Origin of the sequence: Nocardioides sp. BE266 (assembly GCF_031457855.1) — a bacterium.
In the GTDB taxonomy this organism is placed as follows: Bacteria; Actinomycetota; Actinomycetes; order Propionibacteriales; family Nocardioidaceae; genus Nocardioides.
The window spans coordinates 638,950-657,640 of record NZ_JAURTI010000003.1; the positions used below are offsets into that span (position 1 = coordinate 638,950).

At 67.3% G+C, this 18,691-nt stretch carries 21 protein-coding genes; 6 read left to right on the plus strand and 15 right to left on the minus strand.

The window, feature by feature from the left end:
* Positions 1-119: 119 nt before the first annotated feature.
* Positions 120-1,994 (minus strand): acyl-CoA dehydrogenase, encoded by a 1,875-nt coding sequence (locus J2X46_RS11670; protein ID WP_310250422.1) that lies wholly within the window; start codon positions 1,992-1,994, stop codon positions 120-122.
* Between the two features lie 264 nt (positions 1,995-2,258).
* Between J2X46_RS11670 and J2X46_RS11675 the strand changes: the two genes are divergently transcribed.
* The gene (locus J2X46_RS11675; RefSeq protein ID WP_310250424.1) at positions 2,259-3,161 is read left to right on the plus strand and encodes a sulfite exporter TauE/SafE family protein; all 903 of its coding nucleotides are present in this window, start codon (positions 2,259-2,261) and stop codon (positions 3,159-3,161) included.
* 125 nt (positions 3,162-3,286) lie between these two features.
* Positions 3,287-3,745 (plus strand): Rrf2 family transcriptional regulator, encoded by a 459-nt coding sequence (locus tag J2X46_RS11680; protein WP_310250427.1) that lies wholly within the window; start codon positions 3,287-3,289, stop codon positions 3,743-3,745.
* Between the two features lie 97 nt (positions 3,746-3,842).
* Here the strand turns inward: J2X46_RS11680 and J2X46_RS11685 are convergent, their stop codons facing one another.
* On the minus strand, positions 3,843-4,379 hold the full coding sequence (locus J2X46_RS11685; RefSeq protein ID WP_310250430.1) for a hypothetical protein: 537 nt from the start codon (positions 4,377-4,379) through the stop codon (positions 3,843-3,845).
* A 162-nt stretch (positions 4,380-4,541) separates the two neighbouring features.
* Here J2X46_RS11685 and J2X46_RS11690 point away from each other — a divergent pair, with 162 nt between their 5' ends.
* The gene (locus tag J2X46_RS11690; RefSeq protein ID WP_310250433.1) at positions 4,542-5,048 is read left to right on the plus strand and encodes a SigE family RNA polymerase sigma factor; all 507 of its coding nucleotides are present in this window, start codon (positions 4,542-4,544) and stop codon (positions 5,046-5,048) included.
* An 11-nt stretch (positions 5,049-5,059) separates the two neighbouring features.
* Entirely contained in the window at positions 5,060-5,806 is a 747-nt protein-coding gene (locus J2X46_RS11695; protein ID WP_310250435.1) for a hypothetical protein, read from the plus strand.
* A gap of 3 nt (positions 5,807-5,809) precedes the next feature.
* On the opposite strand, the gene J2X46_RS11700 is transcribed toward J2X46_RS11695, so the two are convergent.
* The 10 genes from J2X46_RS11700 to J2X46_RS11745 form a co-directional block, all read right to left on the minus strand.
* A complete protein-coding gene (locus J2X46_RS11700) occupies positions 5,810-6,448 on the minus strand; it encodes a DUF2461 domain-containing protein (RefSeq protein WP_310250437.1) in 639 nt (212 codons plus the stop codon).
* Between the two features lie 9 nt (positions 6,449-6,457).
* Positions 6,458-7,576, minus strand: a complete 1,119-nt coding sequence (locus J2X46_RS11705) for a hypothetical protein (protein WP_310250440.1) — start codon at positions 7,574-7,576, stop codon at positions 6,458-6,460.
* A gap of 1 nt (position 7,577) precedes the next feature.
* Complete coding sequence (locus J2X46_RS11710) at positions 7,578-8,798, minus strand: hypothetical protein (RefSeq protein WP_310250444.1); 1,221 nt, start codon at positions 8,796-8,798, stop codon at positions 7,578-7,580.
* Positions 8,799-9,402: 604 nt separating this feature from the next.
* Positions 9,403-9,702 carry a thioredoxin family protein gene (locus J2X46_RS11715; RefSeq protein WP_310250447.1) on the minus strand — a complete coding sequence of 100 codons (300 nt, stop codon included), beginning with the start codon at positions 9,700-9,702 and terminating at the stop codon, positions 9,403-9,405.
* Positions 9,703-9,705: 3 nt separating this feature from the next.
* Positions 9,706-10,293 carry a signal peptidase II gene (gene lspA / locus J2X46_RS11720; protein WP_310250450.1) on the minus strand — a complete coding sequence of 196 codons (588 nt, stop codon included), beginning with the start codon at positions 10,291-10,293 and terminating at the stop codon, positions 9,706-9,708.
* Positions 10,293-10,967 (minus strand): cation transporter, encoded by a 675-nt coding sequence (locus tag J2X46_RS11725; RefSeq protein ID WP_310250453.1) that lies wholly within the window; start codon positions 10,965-10,967, stop codon positions 10,293-10,295. The genes lspA and J2X46_RS11725 overlap by 1 nt, the downstream gene beginning before the upstream one ends.
* Positions 10,968-11,021: 54 nt before the next feature.
* Positions 11,022-11,384 (minus strand): ArsR/SmtB family transcription factor, encoded by a 363-nt coding sequence (locus J2X46_RS11730; protein ID WP_397214020.1) that lies wholly within the window; start codon positions 11,382-11,384, stop codon positions 11,022-11,024.
* A gap of 47 nt (positions 11,385-11,431) precedes the next feature.
* Positions 11,432-12,940 (minus strand): Piwi domain-containing protein, encoded by a 1,509-nt coding sequence (locus J2X46_RS11735; RefSeq protein WP_310250459.1) that lies wholly within the window; start codon positions 12,938-12,940, stop codon positions 11,432-11,434.
* The gene (locus J2X46_RS11740) at positions 12,937-14,274 is read right to left on the minus strand and encodes a DUF4365 domain-containing protein (RefSeq protein WP_310250463.1); all 1,338 of its coding nucleotides are present in this window, start codon (positions 14,272-14,274) and stop codon (positions 12,937-12,939) included. Before J2X46_RS11740 ends, J2X46_RS11735 begins: the two co-directional genes overlap by 4 nt.
* A gap of 440 nt (positions 14,275-14,714) precedes the next feature.
* A complete protein-coding gene (locus J2X46_RS11745) occupies positions 14,715-14,960 on the minus strand; it encodes a DUF2188 domain-containing protein (RefSeq protein ID WP_310250466.1) in 246 nt (81 codons plus the stop codon).
* 445 nt (positions 14,961-15,405) lie between these two features.
* Between J2X46_RS11745 and J2X46_RS11750 the strand changes: the two genes are divergently transcribed.
* Positions 15,406-15,810 carry a hypothetical protein gene (locus J2X46_RS11750; protein WP_310250469.1) on the plus strand — a complete coding sequence of 135 codons (405 nt, stop codon included), beginning with the start codon at positions 15,406-15,408 and terminating at the stop codon, positions 15,808-15,810.
* Between the two features lie 46 nt (positions 15,811-15,856).
* Here J2X46_RS11750 and J2X46_RS11755 read toward each other — a convergent pair whose 3' ends face one another.
* Entirely contained in the window at positions 15,857-16,438 is a 582-nt protein-coding gene (locus J2X46_RS11755; protein ID WP_310250472.1) for a TetR/AcrR family transcriptional regulator, read from the minus strand.
* Positions 16,439-16,741: 303 nt separating this feature from the next.
* Between J2X46_RS11755 and J2X46_RS11760 the strand changes: the two genes are divergently transcribed.
* On the plus strand, positions 16,742-17,263 hold the full coding sequence (locus tag J2X46_RS11760) for a DUF2269 domain-containing protein (protein ID WP_310250474.1): 522 nt from the start codon (positions 16,742-16,744) through the stop codon (positions 17,261-17,263).
* Between the two features lie 36 nt (positions 17,264-17,299).
* On the opposite strand, the gene J2X46_RS11765 is transcribed toward J2X46_RS11760, so the two are convergent.
* Positions 17,300-17,650 carry a hypothetical protein gene (locus tag J2X46_RS11765; RefSeq protein WP_310250476.1) on the minus strand — a complete coding sequence of 117 codons (351 nt, stop codon included), beginning with the start codon at positions 17,648-17,650 and terminating at the stop codon, positions 17,300-17,302.
* Between the two features lie 371 nt (positions 17,651-18,021).
* Positions 18,022-18,645: a DUF305 domain-containing protein gene (locus J2X46_RS11770; RefSeq protein WP_310250478.1), complete on the minus strand. Its 624-nt coding sequence runs from the start codon at positions 18,643-18,645 to the stop codon at positions 18,022-18,024.
* Between the last annotated feature and the right edge of the window lie 46 nt (positions 18,646-18,691).

An 18,691-nucleotide genomic window follows, 5' to 3' on the forward strand; every position in this document is an offset into this window, starting at 1 on the left:
CGCACTCCACCGGTGGTTGAGGTGCGAAGCGCAGCGAGCCTCGAAACCACATGTCTCCATGGGTTTCGAGGCTCGTCGCTGCGCTCCTCGCACCTCAACCAGCGAGGGCGAGTGCTCGACTAGAAGGCGGACTCGTCGAGGTCCATCAGGTCGAGGGTGATGCCCTCGGCGATGGCGCGCTCGGAGCTGATCTTCGGCAGGTTGTTCTGCGCGAAGAACTGCGCGGCCGCGACCTTGCCCTCGTAGAACGTCTTGTCCTTGGCGGAGACCTCGCCGGCCAGCTTGCCCAGCGCGACCTCGGCCTGGCGCAGCAGCAGCCAGGCGCAGACCACGTCACCGAGCACCATCAGCAGGCGCGAGGTGTTGAGGCCGACCTTGTAGATGTTGCGCAGCTCGTCGGCCGACGACATCAGGTCGTTGATCATGTGGCCGACGATGGCGTTGGCGTCCTCGAGCGCGGTGGCGAGCAGCGCGCGCTCGGTCTTGAGGCGACCGTTGCCAGCCTCGGAGGCGATGAAGCCCTCGATCTCCTTGGCCAGGTGGCCGAGCGCCTTGCCCTGGTCCTTGACGATCTTGCGGAAGAAGAAGTCCTGGCCCTGGATCGCGGTCGTGCCCTCGTAGAGGGTGTCGATCTTGGCGTCGCGGACGTACTGCTCGATCGGGTACTCCTGCAGGAAGCCGGAGCCGCCGAAGGTCTGCAGCGACTCGGTGCCCAGCAGCACCCACGAGCGCTCGGAGCCGTAGCCCTTGACGATCGGGAGCAGCAGGTCGTTGACCGCGGCGGCGAGGCGGGCCTCGTCGGAGTCGGCTGCACCGGCGTGCTCGGCGAGTAGCACCTGGTCCTGCCACGTGGCGGTGTAGAGCACCAGCGCGCGCATCGCCTCGGCGAACGACTTCTGCGTCATCAGCGAGCGGCGTACGTCGGGGTGGTGGGTGATGATGACGCGGGGCGCGGTCTTGTCGGCGGCCTGCGTCAGGTCGGCGCCCTGCACGCGCTCCTTGGCGAAGTCGAGGGCGTTGAGGTAGCCGGTCGACAGCGTCGCGATGGCCTTCGTGCCGACCATCATGCGGGCGTTCTCGATGACCTGGAACATCTGCGCGATGCCGTCGTGCACCTCGCCGAGCAGCCAGCCCTTGGCGGGCTCGCCGCCGCCGACGGCGGAGTCGCCGAAGGTGAGCTCGCAGGTGTTGGACACCTTGATGCCCATCTTGTGCTCGACGTTGGTGACGTAGACGCCGTTGCGCTCGCCGGTCAACTCGCCGGTCTCGTGGTCGAAGTGGACCTTCGGGACGATGAAGAGCGAGAGGCCCTTGGTGCCGGGGCCGCCGGCGCCCTCGACGCCGACCGGGCGGGCCAGCACGAGGTGGATGATGTTGTCGCAGAGGTCGGACTCGGCCGAGGTGATGAAGCGCTTGACGCCCTCGATGTTCCAGGAGCCGTCCTCGTTGGGCGTGGCCTTGGTGCGGCCGGCGCCGACGTCGGAGCCGGCGTCGGGCTCGGTGAGCACCATCGAGGTGTTCCAGCCGTTGTCGACGATGTGCTGGGCGATGCGCTTGTCGCGCTCGTTGCCGTTGCGGTGGACGACGCCCGCGAACGCGGGGCCGGCGCCGTACATCCAGATCGGGGCGTTGGCGCCGAGCACCATCTCGCCGATGGCCCAGATGACCGACGACGGGGCCGGCGTGCCGCCGAGCTCCTCGCTGATCTGCAGGCGCCAGAACTCGGCGTCCTCCCAGGCCTTGTAGCTCTTCTTGAACGACTCCGGCAGCGGCGCGGTGTTGGTCGCGGGGTCGAAGACCGGCGGGTTGCGGTCGCTGTCGACGTACGACGCCGCGAGGTCCTCGCGGGCCAGCCGGTCGACCTCCGCGAGGATCTCGCGGGCGGTCTCGCCGTCGATCTCGCCGAAGGGTCCGGTGCCGAGCACCTCGTCGCGGCCGAGCACCTCGAAGAGGTTGAACTCGATGTCGCGGAGGTTGGTCTTGTAGTGGCTCACAGCTTCCACCTGTTCCGTGTCGCGGTCGTGGGGCGAGGTCTACCGAGTAGTTCTACTCGCCAGTAACTAAAGGATGCCTCGCGATCGGCGGTCGCGCAACACGAACGGGCTATCTCGCGGGTCACAGGTGTCCGAAAGGAGGTGGTCGGACACGCCGTCCACTGTGTCGGTTTTGTCTATCACTGAAAGTATGTCTAGTCTGTCACGTGACAAACCACGGTCACATGACCTAGACCTGACAGACCACCAGAAAGGAGCCTGCGCATGCGCAAGCTCATCGTGCTCGGTGTCGTGGGCCTCATCGCCCAGCTCATCGACGGATCCCTGGGCATGGCCTACGGCGTGACCTCCTCGACCCTGCTGCTGGCCGCCGGCGTTGCGCCGGCTGCCGCCTCGGCCGCCGTCCACTTCTCCGAGATCGGCACCTCGCTGGTCTCCGGCGCCTCCCACCACAAGCTCGGCAACGTCGACTGGCGCACCGTCTCGATCCTGGCCCTGCCGGGATTCGTCGGCGCCTTCATCGGCGCCACGCTGCTCTCCAACCTCGACGCGGCGGTCGCCAAGCCCGTCGTCGCGGTGATCCTGCTGAGCCTCGGCTTCTACGTCGTCTACCGCTTCCTGCGCCTCGGTGGCGCGCGCCCGACCTTCAAGGGCCACCCTTCTGCGTTCTTCCTCGCCGCGATGGGTCTGGTCGCCGGCACGCTCGACGCCGTCGGCGGCGGTGGCTGGGGCCCGGTCGGCACCACCTCGTTGCTCTCCAGCGGTCGCCTCGAGCCCCGCAAGGTCGTCGGCTCGATCGACACCTCCGAGTTCGTCGTCGCCGTCGGTGGCTCGCTCGGCTTCCTTCTCGGCCTCGGCGCCGAGAACATCAACTGGGGCTACGCCGGTGCGCTGCTCGCCGGTGGCGTCATCGCCGCACCGATCGCCGCCTGGCTCGTGAAGCACCTCGCGGCCCGCGTGCTCGGCACCGCGGCCGGTGGCCTGATCATCCTGACCAACTCCAAGACACTCCTCGAGGCCGTCGGCGTGCCGGGCGTCGGCGTCGCGGTCGCCGCCGCGGTGATCTTCGTCCTCTGGGTCGCCGGCATCGTCTGGGCCGTCAAGCAGGAGCGCCTGGCCAAGGCAGCGCTCTTCGACGAGGCCGAGTTCGAGGCGGCCAACGCCTGATCGCTCGGGCATCCACGTCGTACGCCGTCGCCCCCGCTGCACCGGGGGTGGCGGCGTACAGCCATTTCACCCACCTGACCGCCAAGCATGACTGTCTAGGCCGACATATCTGACAAACTGGCCTTATGCGCGTCTCCGCCAAAGCCGACTACGCCCTCCGGGCCCTGATCGAGATCGCGGTGCGCACGGACGGGGCCGCCGTCAGTGCCGAGCAGCTCGGCAAGGCCCAGGGGATCCCCCACGGCTTCCTCCAGGCCATCCTCGCCGACCTCCGCCGTGCCGACATCGTGGTGTCGCAGCGCGGCCAGTCCGGCGGCTGGCGCTTCGCCCGGCAGCCGGAGTCGGTCACCGTCGCCGACGTGATCCGCGCGGTCGACGGACCCCTCGTGTCGGTCTACGGCCTGCGCCCCGAGGCGGTCGAGTACGACGACTCCGCCCAGGTGCTCCAGCACGTCTGGATCGCGGCCCGCAGCTCGCTGCGCGCGGTCTTCGAGCAGGTCACCATCCAGGACCTGGCCGACGGCCGGCTCCCGCAGGGCGTCGCCGCCCTCACTGAGGACGAGGACGCCTGGCAGCCGCACTGAGCCGGGCTTCGATGCCGAATCTCCCGCCTTGTAGCCGATGCATTGGCTACCAAGCGGGAGGATCCCCGGATATCCGGGGATTCCGCTGAGGCGGGGCTCAGGCGGCGAGCTTCCGGTTCACCTGGCGGCGCCGCTTGGAGATCTTGGTCAGGCGCTTCTCCAGCCGCGCCTCCTCCTCGATCAGCGCGATGCGCGCGACCTGGGCGGCCAACTGGTCGTCGGTGAGGCTCGAGGGCAGCACGTGCGTGCGGCCGTCCTTGACCAGCTCCATCCACGGGGTGGGCGGCTCGACCTCGAACCCGCTGGTCACCACGAGGACGACCTTGAAGTCGGCCACGCCGTCGAGGGCCAGCGCGGCCTGCTCGGGCGTCGCGTCGAAGAAGTCGGGCATGCTGACGAACACGTCGGTCTTCGTCTTCCAGGCCCGGCGGCACACCGTGGCCCACGAGCCCTCGACCTGCTTGCGCTTGAGGCCGGCCGCCTTGTGCGTACGACGGATCTCGGCGCCGGCGTGCGCGAAGGCCTCGGCGGGGGCGTCGGGCACGGAGATCCGGCCCAGGGCGAGCGCCTCGGTCATCGCGGAGACGTCGACGCTGTCGGGGCCGATGTGGAGCAGGAACAGTCGCTTGGCCATGGCGACAGCCTGACCCCGGCGTGTATCGGGGACGTGAACGCGCGCCGTCGGCGGCGAGAACTCTTTACCGATCGTCGCTCCCCGGGCTGTGACGTCACGGGTGGTTGAGTGCGTCTCATCGGGTGACGCCGAAGCACGACACCACCACCACTGAGGAGAGACATGCCCCGCACGAGCGAGGAGTTCGAGGAGTTCGCCGTCGCGCGGACGCCTCAGCTCTATCGCGCCGCGTGGCTGATGTGCGGTGACGCGCACCGGGCCGAGGACCTCGTCCAGGACACCCTGGCCAAGGTCTACGTCCGGTGGCACCGCCGCCTGGGCGCGCCGATCGAGCACCCGGTCGCCTACGCCCACACGACGCTGGCCCGCACGTACCTGAGCGCCCAGCGTCGACGCAGCACCCACGAGACACCGATCGAGCACCTGCCCGAGAAGGCCGGACCCGGTGGAGACGCCGCCACCGGGCTCGCCCTCCGGGCCGCACTCGACGAGCTGGCGCCGATGGACCGGGCGGTCCTGGTCCTGCGCTACCTCGAGGACGTGTCGGTGGCCGACACCGCGGAGGCGCTCGGGGTCAGCCCCGGCGCCGTGCGCAACCGCACGCTCCGCGCCCTCGACCGCCTCCGTGTCGTGCTGGGCCCGTCCCTCCGCGACCTGCTGGAAACCTGAGGAGGATTTCCATGACTGCACACGACACCGGCGTCACCGAGCTGCTCCGCCAGGCAAGTGACGGCCTCACCCCCGACGTCGACCGCCTCGTCAGCGGCGGCATCTCCCGCGGCCGCTCGCGCCAGCGCCGCGCCCGGATCGGTACGACGGTCGCCTCGCTCGCCGTGATCGGCGTCGTCGGCGGGCTGGCGGCCGTCGTACCCCACCTCGGCGGAGCCGACAGCGCGCCCGGCCCGGGCATCGCCACGGACGGGGCGACGGCGATCGAGACACCGACGGTGGCGCCACCCCTGCCGGCCGCGACCGAGCGTGCCTTGGCCGCCTTCAGCACGGCAGACGTCATCGCCACCGTCAACCAGATCGTGGGGACCGCGCTCGCTGCCGACCCGCGGCCCACGGACACCGTGGTCGACGATCCGGACGAGAAGGTCGTCTACTTCCCCTACGGCGGCATGGAGAGCGCCGTCGGCATGGGCTTCAACCACCTCCCTTCCGTCGCCAGGTGCAACGAGATGAACTCCCACCTCGGGGGGTCCTGCACCGGCTTGGCGGACGGGACGGTCCAGCTGACATGGGGCCCTACGCTCGCGGACGGGGTGACCTGTCAGGGGGTGAGCGCCTACCGCTACGGGTACGTCGTGTGGGCCAACTCCTGCAACGCAGCCGCGGGGAAGGACTCGCCCCCGTTGGCGGCGGAGCCGCCGCTGTCGCTGGACGAGCTCGCGGCGATCGCCACGAGCGAGGTCTGGTTCGGGTGAGGGTCAGACCGGCTCGACCTCGACCGCCTGCAGCCAGCTGACGAGGGGCTTGAGCGAGCGCCAGTCCGCGCGCACCCGGTCGACGAGGCCGGCGCCGATCGCGTCGGCCTCGAAGCCGTAGGAGCGGCCGACGAAGAGCTGCTTGCGGCGCAGCAGGTGGATCCGCGGGTGGTCGGCGTCGTACCCGCGCGGGGTGGTCTTGAGCTGGTCGCCGCCGACCTCGAAGCCGTCCTTCTCGAGCCTCTTCAGCAGCCGGTCGAGCGCCTTGCCGGTCTTCTCCTCGGCCATCGCCTCGCGGATCGCCGCCAGCCGTCGGCCGTCGGCGTCGTAGAAGCCGGACCCGACGCGCGTGCCGCGCGGGGAGATCTCGAAGTACCACCCGGTCGCAGGGCCGGCCGACACGAACGCGCCCTGGTGGGTCTTGTAGGGCGTCTTGTCCTTGGCGAACCGCACGTCGCGGTAGGGGCGGAACACCTTCGCCGTACCGAACTCGGGCTCGAGCTCGGCCATCAGCGCCTTCATCGGCGCCTCGACCGACTCCTTGTAGACGTGCTTGTGGCTCTCCCAGAACGACTTGGTGTTGTCGACCTCGAGGTCGTCGTAGAAGTCGAGGGCGGCGACGGGGAATCCGGTGAAGCTCACCCTCGAAGGCTAGGTGACGCTAGCCCACACCTGCTCGTCGCCCTTCTCGCCGAACGAGGAAATGGTCAGGACTCCACCACCGCAGGTCGGCTCGAGCAGGAAGGCGTTGCCCACGGAGGCGCTCTCGTAGGCGACCTCGAGGGTGTGGCCGGGCGTCCAGCGCATCAACCGCGCCGGCTCGTCGGGGCCCTGCGGGTCGCGCACGAAGAACTGCGAGTCGCCGCACGGCACCAACGAGCCGGTCAGGCCCGGCCCGAGGTCGAAGTACGCGCCGTAGGCGGAGGCGTGGAAGTGCGCCTCCTCCTGGCGACGTGGCTTCGGGACCTCCGACCAGACCGCGCCGTCGGCGGCGGCCGCCACGTCCCAGCCGAGGCACTCGGCGGGGCCGTCGATCGGCTCCGGTGCTCCGTTCACGAACAGGTTCACGGTGCGGCAGCTGACCGGCTTGGCGTCGTCGAACGTCATGATCCCGATCCCGCGGTCGCTCGCGGTGAGCCCGGAGAAGCCATGGCCCTTCGGGGCGCACCAGGCGTCCTCGCCGTTGCTGTCGGCGAGCGCGCTGGTGGCCAGGCAGTACGCCCGACCGTCGCCGTACGTCGGGTAGTAGAGGTCGCCGCCGACCAGCGCCCAGGAGCCACCGCTGGCGGGGGCCGGGCCGGCGAGGGCCGACTGCTTGCCGGTCGCGAGGTCGACCACGTCGACCTCGCTGGGGTCGGTCTCGGCCTTGTCCTGGCGGACCACGACTGCCCAGTCCTCGGTCATCAGCACCTCGGAGATGGTGCGTCCGCTGCCGGCGGCGATGGACAGTGCGTCACCGTCGCGCGCGAGGTCGACCGTGCTGTCGTCCTCGCTGCCGAGGGCCTCCCACGCGGGACCCTTCACGTAGCGGGTGCGGGGCAGGGCGCCGGTGTTCCTCCAGTCGAGGAGGTTCTCCGTCGGCTCGGCGACGGCGGGGTCCTCGAGCGTGCCGCCCGTCGGCTCGGTCGTGCCCGGCTCAGCGCTGCCCGACGTGTCGGGGTCGTCGGTGTGGGCTGCGCTGCTCGAGGCGTCCGACCCGGGGGAGGAGTCGCCGGTCCCGCAGCCGGTGAGCGCGAGCAGCAGCGCCAACGCGATCGTCGTACGCCTCACGTCAGACGCCGAGGTTGTGCTGGAAGTGGTCGAGGTTGGCGCGGTAGGAGCGGTAGGCGTTGCGCCACTGCACGCGCCCGATGGACGGCTCGCTCGGGTCGAAGCGCGACTGGTCCCACGGCTCGAAGTAGCCGATCTGCGGGTTGCCCTTGGGGTTCTGGTCGAAGCCGCGACCGACCTGGAAGTGGCCGCTCGCGTCGTCGTCGAGGTAGGGGTAGTACTGCTTGAGCAGCACCGGGTGGAGCACGACGGGGGAGCGGTAGTCGTGCACGTGCCGCATCATCAGGCGGTACCACTCCTTGAAGGTGAAGTCGCTGATGTCGAGCGTGATGTACGGGCCGGCCCTGTCTGCGCCGGCGTAGATCGTCTTGTCGTTGACCACGCGCACCATGTCGGTGATCGCGGTGCCGTCACTGGTGGTGCCGAGGCGTCGGGCCCAGAAGGCCTGGTTCTTGCGCCTCTTGCTCGAGCTCCACGCGATCGACTGCATGGTGGCCGGGCCGCACCACCAGGTCTGGTTCTGCGCGAGGATCCGCGACTTCTTGAGGATGGCGAACTTGCGGGGGTACTTCTTGCCGAAGCCGCCCCGCGCGTCGGTGTCGCTCACGGCGACCTCGGGGTGCCGCGCGGCGAAGTCGGCCGGCAGCTCGACGCCCTGGATCTCGTGGCGGAGCATCCAGACCTTGCCGACGGACTGCGCGGCCAGGGTGAGCTCGGCCCGCTCGGCCTCCGCGCGCGCGGTCGCGCTGCGTTCGCTGGTGCGGGCGATGAGCCCGTCGGCGTCGAGGTCGCCGGTGCGCTCGCGACCGAAGGCGGGCCGCTCGGTCAGGCGGGCGGCAAGGGCCTCCGGGGTCTGGTTGGTCCAGCCGAAGCCGAGGCAGTAGCGCTGGCCGTCGAAGGTCGCGCAGCGCACCGACGCGCGCGCGAGCGCCGTACGACCCTGGGCGCGCTCGGCGCCGGCTCCCTCGGCCACCACGCGGTCGATCTCCGCCTGCATCGCGCGGGTCACCCGGCCGCGGCCGATCCCCGCGCCGGACGTCGGCGTCGTCTCGCCGCTGGGCGCGATGGATCCCTGGTCGTCGTCGCCGTCGGGCAGGAACGGTACGACGCCGAGCGTCAGCGTGAGCGCCGCCGCGGCGATGGTCACGGGGTGCCGCCACAGTGGGCGGGACCGGTCGCCACCGGCGATCTGGTGGGCGAGGAAGCGGGGCAGGGCAGGCATGGGGAAGGTACCTCGATCCGAGAAGAACGGACGCCCCACTGTCCCCTCTCGCCCCATCGGGCGCAAGTCCCCCTCCAGTCCCACTCGGTGACCGGGCGGTTCATGCCGCTACACGGGCACGAAGTGCCCGGTCGATCATCAAGACGGGCACGAAGTGCCCGGTCAGCGAACTGTTGGAGGGGTAGTTGCGAAACCCCGCTCACCTGCTGCTATGCATGAGTCGCTCCGACCAGTTCCCACGACAGGCGAGGAAATATCCCGCGGGCGTTCCATGCCGGATGCAGGACCCGTCACGGAGTCACGGCTGATCATGTCCTTGCACCCGTTGAGCGAACAGATCGCAGCAGATCCGGATGGCGCCGGACGTGCCGGAAGTCAGCGCGACTGGACGGGACGCCTCAGGCGTTGTCGGCGACAGAGTGCATGTCGTGTTGTTCCCGACGGTTCGTGTGCCATGGGAACACCCAGCGGAACAGGCTGAGGCCCGCACGTCGGCACCAGCATTCGTCGGCGCAGTGGCATCGCCGCGCTCCCGCGGCCTCCGCAACTTTGTTGCCCACGGCAAGAAGCAAGTAGCCGCTGAGCAGGACGCCAACGAGCCGCCTCATGACAGCACCTCGACCAACTGGTCCAAGGTGGGCGATCCAGCCAGCCCGTGCGGTGTTGCGTAGACACGGCACGCCAACCCGACTTGTTCATCACCAGTAGCGAATGGATCGCGCTTGTCGATCAGAATCGTCGGTGATCCGGTGAAGCCCGCGGCGACGGCGGCCCGCTCAGTGTTCACTTTGCGCTGGTGAACGGTGAGGTCATCACGCGATACGAGTTCGGCAGCCTTCGCCAGGCGCTCGGCCGCCACCATCCAGTTCGGGCAGCCGTCGAAGTAGAGCAACTCAACCTTCATGGCTCACCCTTCATGTTCCCGCGAGCCGGTGCTCCCGGTGTCCTGAGTATCTACGACGTCCTGAACAACGACCGAGCCGCCATCCGGATCTCGGCCGGTGGGCTCGAAGGTCCCGTGGCGTAGCGAGGTGAGGAACAACAGCACGCAGCCGACGACCAGGCTGGAGTCGGCGAGGTTGAAGTTCGGCCACGCCCCGATGTCGATCCAGTCCACGACGTGTCCGCGCATCACGCCGGGCGCACGGAACATCCGGTCGATGAGGTTGCCAGCGGCACCGCCCAGCAGCAGACCCATGACGGCTGCCTGCCCCCGCGATGTGTACCGACCCGAGAAGGCGACGAGCCCGACCACGACGGCAGCAGCGATCACGGCGAGCACGGGTGTGGCGGAGGTTGCCATCCCGAAGGCGGCGCCGGGGTTGCGAGACTCCGTAAGCCGCACCCAGCCACCGAGCATCGTGACCGGCTCATCGGCCCACGCCGTGGCCGCGAGGTGCTTGGTCACGATGTCGGCGACCACCACGGCCGCTGCGACGCTGAAGAACACGGCTCGCTGCGCTGGCGCCGGTCGGCCCACGCCCTCAGTCGCCATCAGTCGTCGTCATCATCGTCCTCGACAAGTTCGCCCTCCCAAGCCTCGCGTCCCTCGTGGATGGCGAAGGCCGCGATGACGAAGCCCGCCACGGGGTCGAGCCACGCGGCTCCGGTGAGCGCGAACAAGCCGAGCCCGAGCAGGGTCGAGATGCTGAGCAGCACGCAGATCTTCGTCTCGGCCGCGTCGGCGAGGATCAACTGATCCCCACCCAACGCCTCGCCCACACGGCGCTTGGCTCGCGCGAGCAGCGGCATGATGATCACCGACAGGACCAGCAAGACGATGCCCACCTTGGACTGCTCGGGAGTCTCACCACCGACGAGCGCGCGGATGCCTTCGATGGTCACGTAGGCCGCGAGCACGAAGAACGTGACCGCGACGGCCTTCAACGTGCGACGTTCCTTCGCCTCGTCTGCCTCACCGTGCCGCAGCCGCGCCGCGAGCCGAAGCCCCACCAGAACGGAGGCGGCGGACTCGATGCCGGAGTCGAGCCCGAACCCGACCAGCGAGACGAGCCCGGCCATCAACCCGACGGTGATCGCCACCGCGCCTTCAACGACGTTGTAGGCAACCGTGAACTGAGCGAGCCGCAGACCGCGACGAGTTAGTCGTTCCACCTGTGCGTCGTCGAGGACGCTGGAACCGGGGACGTTGGGCGCGGGGGAGGTCATGGATGTCCTTGAGAGCAGGGCCGGAGCGGCCAGTGAGCGAGGTGGAAAGGCTTGCTACCCAGGCATGGACGGGAGCGTGTCGGTGCCGTAGTTCACGCAGAGCGCGACCTTCTCTCCGGTGAGGTCAAGGAGCCGCTCAGCGGCCGCGAAGACCTCGGTCATGGCCTCGGGGTGTGTGAGGGAGAACATCGACGCGCGACCCTCCGGACGCGACTGCACCAGCCCACAGTCCTTCAGACACGTCAGGTGTCTGGAGACCGTGGACTGCGCAAGGCCGAGGTGGGCAACGAGGTCCGTGACTCGGTGCTCGCCCAGCGCGAGGTGACGCAGGATCACGAGCCGCGACGGGTCGCTGAACCCGTGGAACAAGCACGCGGCCGGGTCCAACATGATCGCCTCGTCAGTTGTCATCGACATAATGCGATATTAGCGGCCCGGCGGTTTTGGTCAAGTCTCGCGGATGGTCACATGTAGAAGGCATACCTGGAAGCAGGCAGATCGGTCGGCGCGAGGTGCCTCAGGATTTCGCCGACTTTGTCTGCGGTGCGCAAGGTAATCGGAAGGCGCCCGTCCAGTTGGGTGGCGTTCCAGTTCATCTTGGTGAGGGCTAGCAGTTCGTCGGCGAGTTCGGTCGGGCTGGACTCGGTGTCGTGGAGGCGGATCCCGAGGGGGCGCGGTACGTACATGCCGGGGTACGTCTTGTAGAAGGGGATGCTGCCGCGCGTGTAGAGGACGTGCCGGTCGCGATCGAGCGACAGGAAGGTGCCGCGCAGCGGCGGTTGTTGGCCTCGTCGAAAGAGACGAAGCCGTTCGCTCTGTCGCAGCCACATCATCTCGATGAGGTCGATGTATTGCTCGTTGGCGGCGGCACGGAATCCGGCGGTTTCGGCGGGCGTGAACGCTGATGTCTTGTGAAGCACGATGCGGGCCGGGCTCTGTTTGTGCTCGCGTCGGTACTTGTCGAGGGCGTCATGCAGCAGTTGATGGGCGTCTTCTTCGCTGAGGTGAGGTTGCCGGTCTTCTTTTGAGACCCGCGCTTGTCCTCCTCGGACGATCACTCCATCGCCGCGCTGGTTGAACACTTGCGCCACGCTCGTTTCGAGCGTTTCCTGATCGCCGCTGCGGTAGAACGCCACGCCGACGTAGCAACTGGCGAGGTCGGTAGCGGCGCGGGGTAAACGCCAAGGGACGCCTCCAGCCTTGTAGTAGAGCGCCGTGTGAAGGTTCCAGGCGCGAGTGGCCTCATCCTGCTTGACGCGCGCTTCAGCGTCCTTAGGTTCCTTGAAGGTCGGGTCCCAAGTGGATCGTCGAATGAGTTGAATCGGCTGGCTGTAGCGCAGTGAGCGAGCCTTGAGCAGGGAGTGGAAGTCGCCTCTGCCTGCGGCAAGGGGCGTCGTCAGGCGCTCGGGGCTGTGAGCGGCAGTGTCCGTTTGCTTGTGGTCGTTCGATGGCTCGTCGGGCGACTCAGTCGTGCCGTGGCTGACGGTCTTGCCGCGGGTGCGGGTGCCGGTGTCGATGAGGGTGTCGGGGCGGCACACAATGACGACGTTGCAGTTCGGTTCCTCGTGAAGGGCTTGCAGTTCAGTGTCGTAGATGTCGACGGCCAGACGGGTGGCATCGAGTGGGTTTGCAGACGCGATGCGATCCAGGTCGCGTTTCGGGATTGCTCGTTCGAGCCGCCCGTTCCACACGATCGTGGATCGGAATGCTCGATCGGTGTCGAAGCCTGGAAACGGCATGTACAGATGCCCAAGGTGGCTGTTCTTGGCAGTGACGATGCTTCGGCACGTGTCGAGCCAGCGCTTGACCCCGTCGATTGAGGCTTGCGGTCCCACGATGCCGACCCGGATGACTCGGACAGCGGTCTCGGTGATGTCGGCTGGGCCGTAGAAGTCGATCCCGTGGCGGGGGTCGATGTGGTGACCGCCGTGGGCGAACTCCAAGGCCGGTTCATCGAGGACAGTGATATTCATTCGTGGTCCTCGAAGTCGAATGCCATCTGGTCGGGGTTGTCGTCGCCGCCGACCGGTGCTTGCCAGTCCTTGTCGTCGATGCCCCCCGTGATGTCGAAGGTGGCAAGCGGGCCGAAGGTGAGGATCCGGTCCTCACTGGTGTTGGGAAGCAGTGTTGGCTCTGCCTCTCCGCGCAGAATCCCTGCCCACAGTTGGGTCTCTCCCAGCACGGCCGGGTTCCGCTCCATGCGCTTGAGTCGCGCCAGGTAGTCGTCGGCAAAGTGCGCCTCGCGGCGCCCGTCACTGCTGAAGTAGTAGTCGGGGGTCGCTTGGCAATGCCATTCCTCGCCGATGTCAACAAAGTCCCAACGTAGGGCCGCGTGACGGTAGAACTGCTTGAGGGTCGGGTCGTCCTTGCGCTGGTAGAAGCCCTTGAAGGCGATGCGGCTCCGGCCCGAGCCGCTGAGCACCTTCCGTTCGCTCAGGTCGCTCGATGCTCTGAAGTAGAGGAACTTTCGGGCATTGCTCCAGTCGCACACTTCGAGCAGATCATGTTGCAGCGCCGCACTCAGGAGCCGTACGAACAGGCGTCGTTCGTCGTCGGTCCCGGCCAGAAGTTCGCCCACGGGCGTCTCGTTGGCGGCTGTGATTGCGATTCGAGCCAGGCTGGTGCCAGCGATGGGTGACCACGCGTAGATGCGCTGATGGCTGACGAAGAAGTCACGACGGAATGGCTTGCCGGTGGCCCTCTGCGAGACGAACACGTCCCGCAGGGTGGTTCCTGGCGCCACTTGGGCGGTGAAGTAGGTGTCCGGAAAATCCACCGGCAGCAAGTTGCTCACCAGGGTCTCGGACCGGCCGTCCACTACCGGTGTGTGCGCACGCCCGTGCGGGTCGGTGATGGCGAATAGTTTGGCTGCTATGTCCCCTTCGAACCGTTGGGTGGCTTTGTCGAAGTCGACGCGCAACGACGCCCGGTGGGATGGGTCGGCGAACCACGACTGGATGTGTACCCACCATGCTTCGCCGGTGTCGGGATGGGAGCAGATCAGGATGACTGGGTTGTCCCCCGCCTTCATCCAATAGTCGACGTCGCGTTGCTTGCAGATGTAGTGGAACTTCGCCTCCGTCTCTCCGGCGAAGGCGTCGCTGGCTTTCGACTGCACGAAGATGTGCTGGTTGCTCACCTCCCCGGTGGACGGATCGCGCAGTTCGATGGTGCCGTCAATGCCCGGGTCGATGCTGCGTTCGTGCCACAGGTGCTTCATCTGGCTCACACGCCGGTGAATCAGCGCGATTCCTGCATCGCCTTTGTGAGAGTTGGCGTCGATCATCTTGCCGCGAGTGGTGGACATGACTACCTCAGAGATCTAGTCCGTGAGCGTCGGCAAGCAGGTCGGCTGCCCAGTCGTATCCGTATTCGCGCAACTTCACGATGAAGACGTCAATCGGAGGGATGTTGCTGCGGTACGGCTCCGAGCAGGACCCCGCGTAGAGCCCGCCGCCTGGCCGCGTCGACAGGCCGCCTCCGGTCCTCGTAGAGAGACCACCCCCACTGCGGGTGGACAGGCCACCGCCGCTCCGTGTCGAGAGACCGCCGCCAACTCGGGCGCTCAACCCACCACCGCTGAGGCTGGAGAGACCTCCGCCGCTGCGCGTCGAGAGGCCACCACCGCTGTGGGTCGACGCTCCACCGCCCGGGCCGGTGTAGAGGCCGCCACCCGGGAGAGTTGAAAGTCCGCCGCCAGAGCCGGTGTAACGGTCACGAGGCCAGGTGTTGCGCGTCATCGGCTGTCTACTTCTTGTCGCGGGGTGGGTGTGGGTCGTTGCCCGGAGCGACTGTGTCTGAGTCACGGATGCGGCCGTCTCGGCCGTGGATTCGGACTTCCCCACCTCCAGCATTGGTAACGATCTGCTTCGCGCGAGCGGTTGCTTCGGCCTGGGTTTCGGCGTGCGCACTCGCGCGTTTCGCGTGAGGAGCCTTCACATCCCAGCCGCCGTCGGGATTTGGGACGACGTGGCGTCGGTTATCGCTACTCACGGTGATCTCCTTGAATTAAGTCGCATCGTTGCGGCACGGCGATGGTTCCGTCGAAAGTGTGTTCGGACTACCACAAGTGTAATTCCTCTCACCGACAGCAGGGAGAGTTCTCCCCAGAGCACCGCGCCATTCCCCGTGATGTCTTGGGGGTGGTTCACGGCCTCGCCGCTTCTGCGTTGGTGCTGCCGACTACGCGCCTCGGCGCGCGCTCGAGTGCGACGCACGCCACCCGCTCGGCTCAGCGCGTGGTGTCCTGAGAGTTTTCATCCGTTGCGTCATCTGTGGAAGAGGCTCAGCGGCCGACGGGGCACCTTTCGGGCAGGTCGACATTCCCGTGCCTGTGTTGTGCGCTTCAACTCGGCAGCGCGGTCTCACAGGCCGCACCAGAGCCGAGCCTGTCCTGTTGTCGCTTTCGCCGACTATCGTGAGCAGCCAAGGGGGAGCCATGGTGACCACGAGATCGGGGCAGGCCTCGCAAGCCGCCCTGCGCGAGGAACACTGGCAAGAGATGGAGCGCTTCGGCGACTTCCTCACCGACGAAGACCTCGACGCCCTGCCCAAGACCATCCGCGATGGGCTCATCGGAGTACAGAGGCGAGGAGGCGTGCGATACCCGACGTTCCAGATCGTCGACTGGGGTGACGGCACAAAGGAGGTCCCTCCTGCTTGGCCGCAACTAATCGCGCTGCTCGCGCCCGCCGGGTGGAGCGACGAGAACCTCATCCTTTGGACGTCGTCCCCGAACGCCTACCTCGAAGGTGCTTCCCCCGCACAAACGATCCAGAGTTTTCCCGCCGAGGCCACCGCTGAGTTGCGGAACGCGGCGGTGCAAGCGATACCGAAGGGCTGAAAGCCTGGCGACGGACCAACCAGGTGCGCGAGCCCTTGACCAAGTGCTACTCAGGGAGAGGGCGCAGGGCTTCAAGGACTAGTTCCGCGAGCCGGTTGCTGGCGGCGGCGTTGGGCAGGTTGCTGGCTGCGCCGAGTGCGTGCACGCAGTAGATGGCGAGTTCTCGCGGCTTGATGTCGGTGCGGACGCTTGCGGCGGTGACCGCGTCTCCGATGAGGGCCTCGAAGAGGTCCCGAAGTTGCTGCTCGGGTTCGGCCACGTGCTCGGGTTGGTGGGTCAGGGCAGAAAGTTCAAGAGTCCCGTGCTGGGCACGGTGGTGACAGATGTGGGCGTAGGCGTGAGCGACGGCACTAAGGCGCTCGGTCGGGTCGTCTGTTCGGTCGCGCAACGCGTGAAGGCGATCCAGGTGCTGCCGGACGTGCTCGCCATGTCGGGCAACGAGGATGGCCTGCACGTCAGGAAAGTACTTGTAGAGGGTCGCGCGCCCGATTCCAACCTCTGAGGCGACCTGCGACATGGTCACCGACATGGGTCCGTGTTGGGTCGCAAGGGTCCAGGTGGTGTCCATGATGGCGTGGCGGACCTCATGACGATGAGTCTCGATGGTCTCGGTCCATAACTTGGGCACACGCCAACCCTACCTGTTATGACGCACTTCGCCGATGTGTGACAAAGTGTATCGATAACTGGATTCGCTCGCCTGCACGGAAGGACCTGTCGCCATGAATGAGGTACCGCCGCCCGCCCCCAACACCGACCATCACCTAGGCGGGGAAGGCCCTCCCGGTCTCCCGAGATGGGTGCTGATCTCCCTCATCGTGGTCGGCCTTCTCGTGGTGGTGCTAGTCGTTGCGATGCTGGCAGGGGGAAACCACGGACCGGGGCGTCATATGGGGGCACCTGCGCTTGGTTCGGTGTCCGTGCGGTGATGATGTCGCCGCCGATCCGCCGGTTCGCGCTATCGGTTCACCTGACGTGCTCGGTCGGCTGGGTCGGTGCGGTCATCGCCTACATAGGGCTCGGGGTAGCGGCAACGAATGGAGACACCGAGACGACCCGCGGCGCGTGGACCGCCATGGAAATCGTCGGTTGGTACGTGCTGGTTCCGATGGCGCTTGGCTCGTGGGCTACCGGGCTGGTGATGTCTCTAGGAAGCCGCTGGGGCCTGTTTCGGCATTACTGGGTCGTGTTCTCGTTCGTGTTGACCACCCTCGCGACCGCCATCTTGATCGTCCACATGCCTGACGTCTCCTCGGTGGCAGATGCGGTGGCGACCGCGAACCCAGGGGACCTCGACCAGTACGGCGGCGATCTCTTCCACGCCGTCCTAGCCCTTGTCTTACTGCTCTTCATACAAGTGTTGAACCTGTACAAGCCGACCGGGTTGACGCCGTACGGGTGGCGCAAGGCCCAACGCGAGCGGACGACGCGAACGTCAGCAACTCCGGTGTAGGAGCCCGTCGGCGGGCGGCCACTGTGCACCAGGCGCTTAGTCGAGGGTCAGCACGATCTCTTGCTCGGGGGTGAGCGGAAGGTCCATGGGATCGCCGGCTACGACACCGCTGTTGCTCGTGACTTCGACCATGTCTCCGGGCTTAGCCCGGACTCCGCCGATCTGGTGGGGGGTCAACTTCACTCCCCACTGAAGAAACAGTTGCCCGAGGGTGAAGACCTCGCCCTGGGTGTCGGCTTCGATGTGGATAGTGCCGTCACCTTCGTGGGTGTGAAGCGCCGACATAGCGCCGGTCGCAGGGTCCACGCCGATGTTCGGTGCAACAGGGACGTCAGAACCATCAATGATGATGCGCAGGTGCGGGTGATAGTGCTCTGCGGTTCCCATGGGACCGAGGTCCAGTCCGGCACTTGCCGCCCGCGCAGGTACGTCAGTGGGCGCGGCCCACGGTGGACGTGAGGCCCCATCCAGCCGTGGCTCTCCCGCTCTGCCCGCACCGGGCGGTGGCGTCGCACCGGACTCGGCGGTCTCGGTTCCCGCGCCGCACCCGGTGGCGAGCGCGAGGGTGAGTGTGAGCGCGATGAGCGCAGGTGAGGTCTTCACGGTCCGGTTCTCCTCGGGAACGGTGTCGTTCAGGGCGCGCAGATGGCGGGGGCCTTTGAGCGTCGCGCGGGTGGCGGGCCTGGGTTGAGCCTGGGAAGGCCACCGGGGGCGGGCGGGAGTTGCATCGGCGCCCGCCCCCGCGGATCACCTGACGGTCAGGACAGTAGGTCCTTCATCGTCTCGACTTCGGCGGTCTGGGATTCCACGATGTTCCCGGCGAGATCGACGGCATCCTTGTACTGGCCGTCGTTTTGTTCGGTCTTTGCCATCTCGATTGCGCCTTCGTGGTGCTCGACCATCATCTCCAGCCACATGGTCTGGAACTCGGCGTCGGAGGCGTCTTCAAGGGCGCTCATGTCGTCCGAGGTCATCATTCCCGGCATGTTCTCGTCGTCCATCGACCCGCCCATGTCGTCCATGTCGTGACCAGAGTTGACGTGGTCACGCATGGTCTCGGGGACTTCTTCATCCCAGTCGGTGAGCCAGTCGGTGAACGTCTCAATCTCCGGGGCCTGTGCTTCGCGGATCTGCTCCGCCAACTGCTGCACTTCGGGGTCGAGGGGGCGCTCGATCGTCAGGTCCACCATCGAGAGTGCTTGGGCGTGGTGCTGAAGCATGTTGGAGGCGAACTCCACGTCGGCGTCGTTGTGCTCAGTGGTGGACACCTCCGACGTGGTGGCGGTATCTGCGTCGTCGTTGCCGCAGGCGGCAGCAGTGAGGGCGAATGCGGCGGTAAGGGTGAGCGCGCCGATGGCGCGGGTAGTGCGGTTGGTACGCATAGGGGTTCTCCTGGAGTCACGCGTGTCTGAAAAGGGCAGCAGCGTG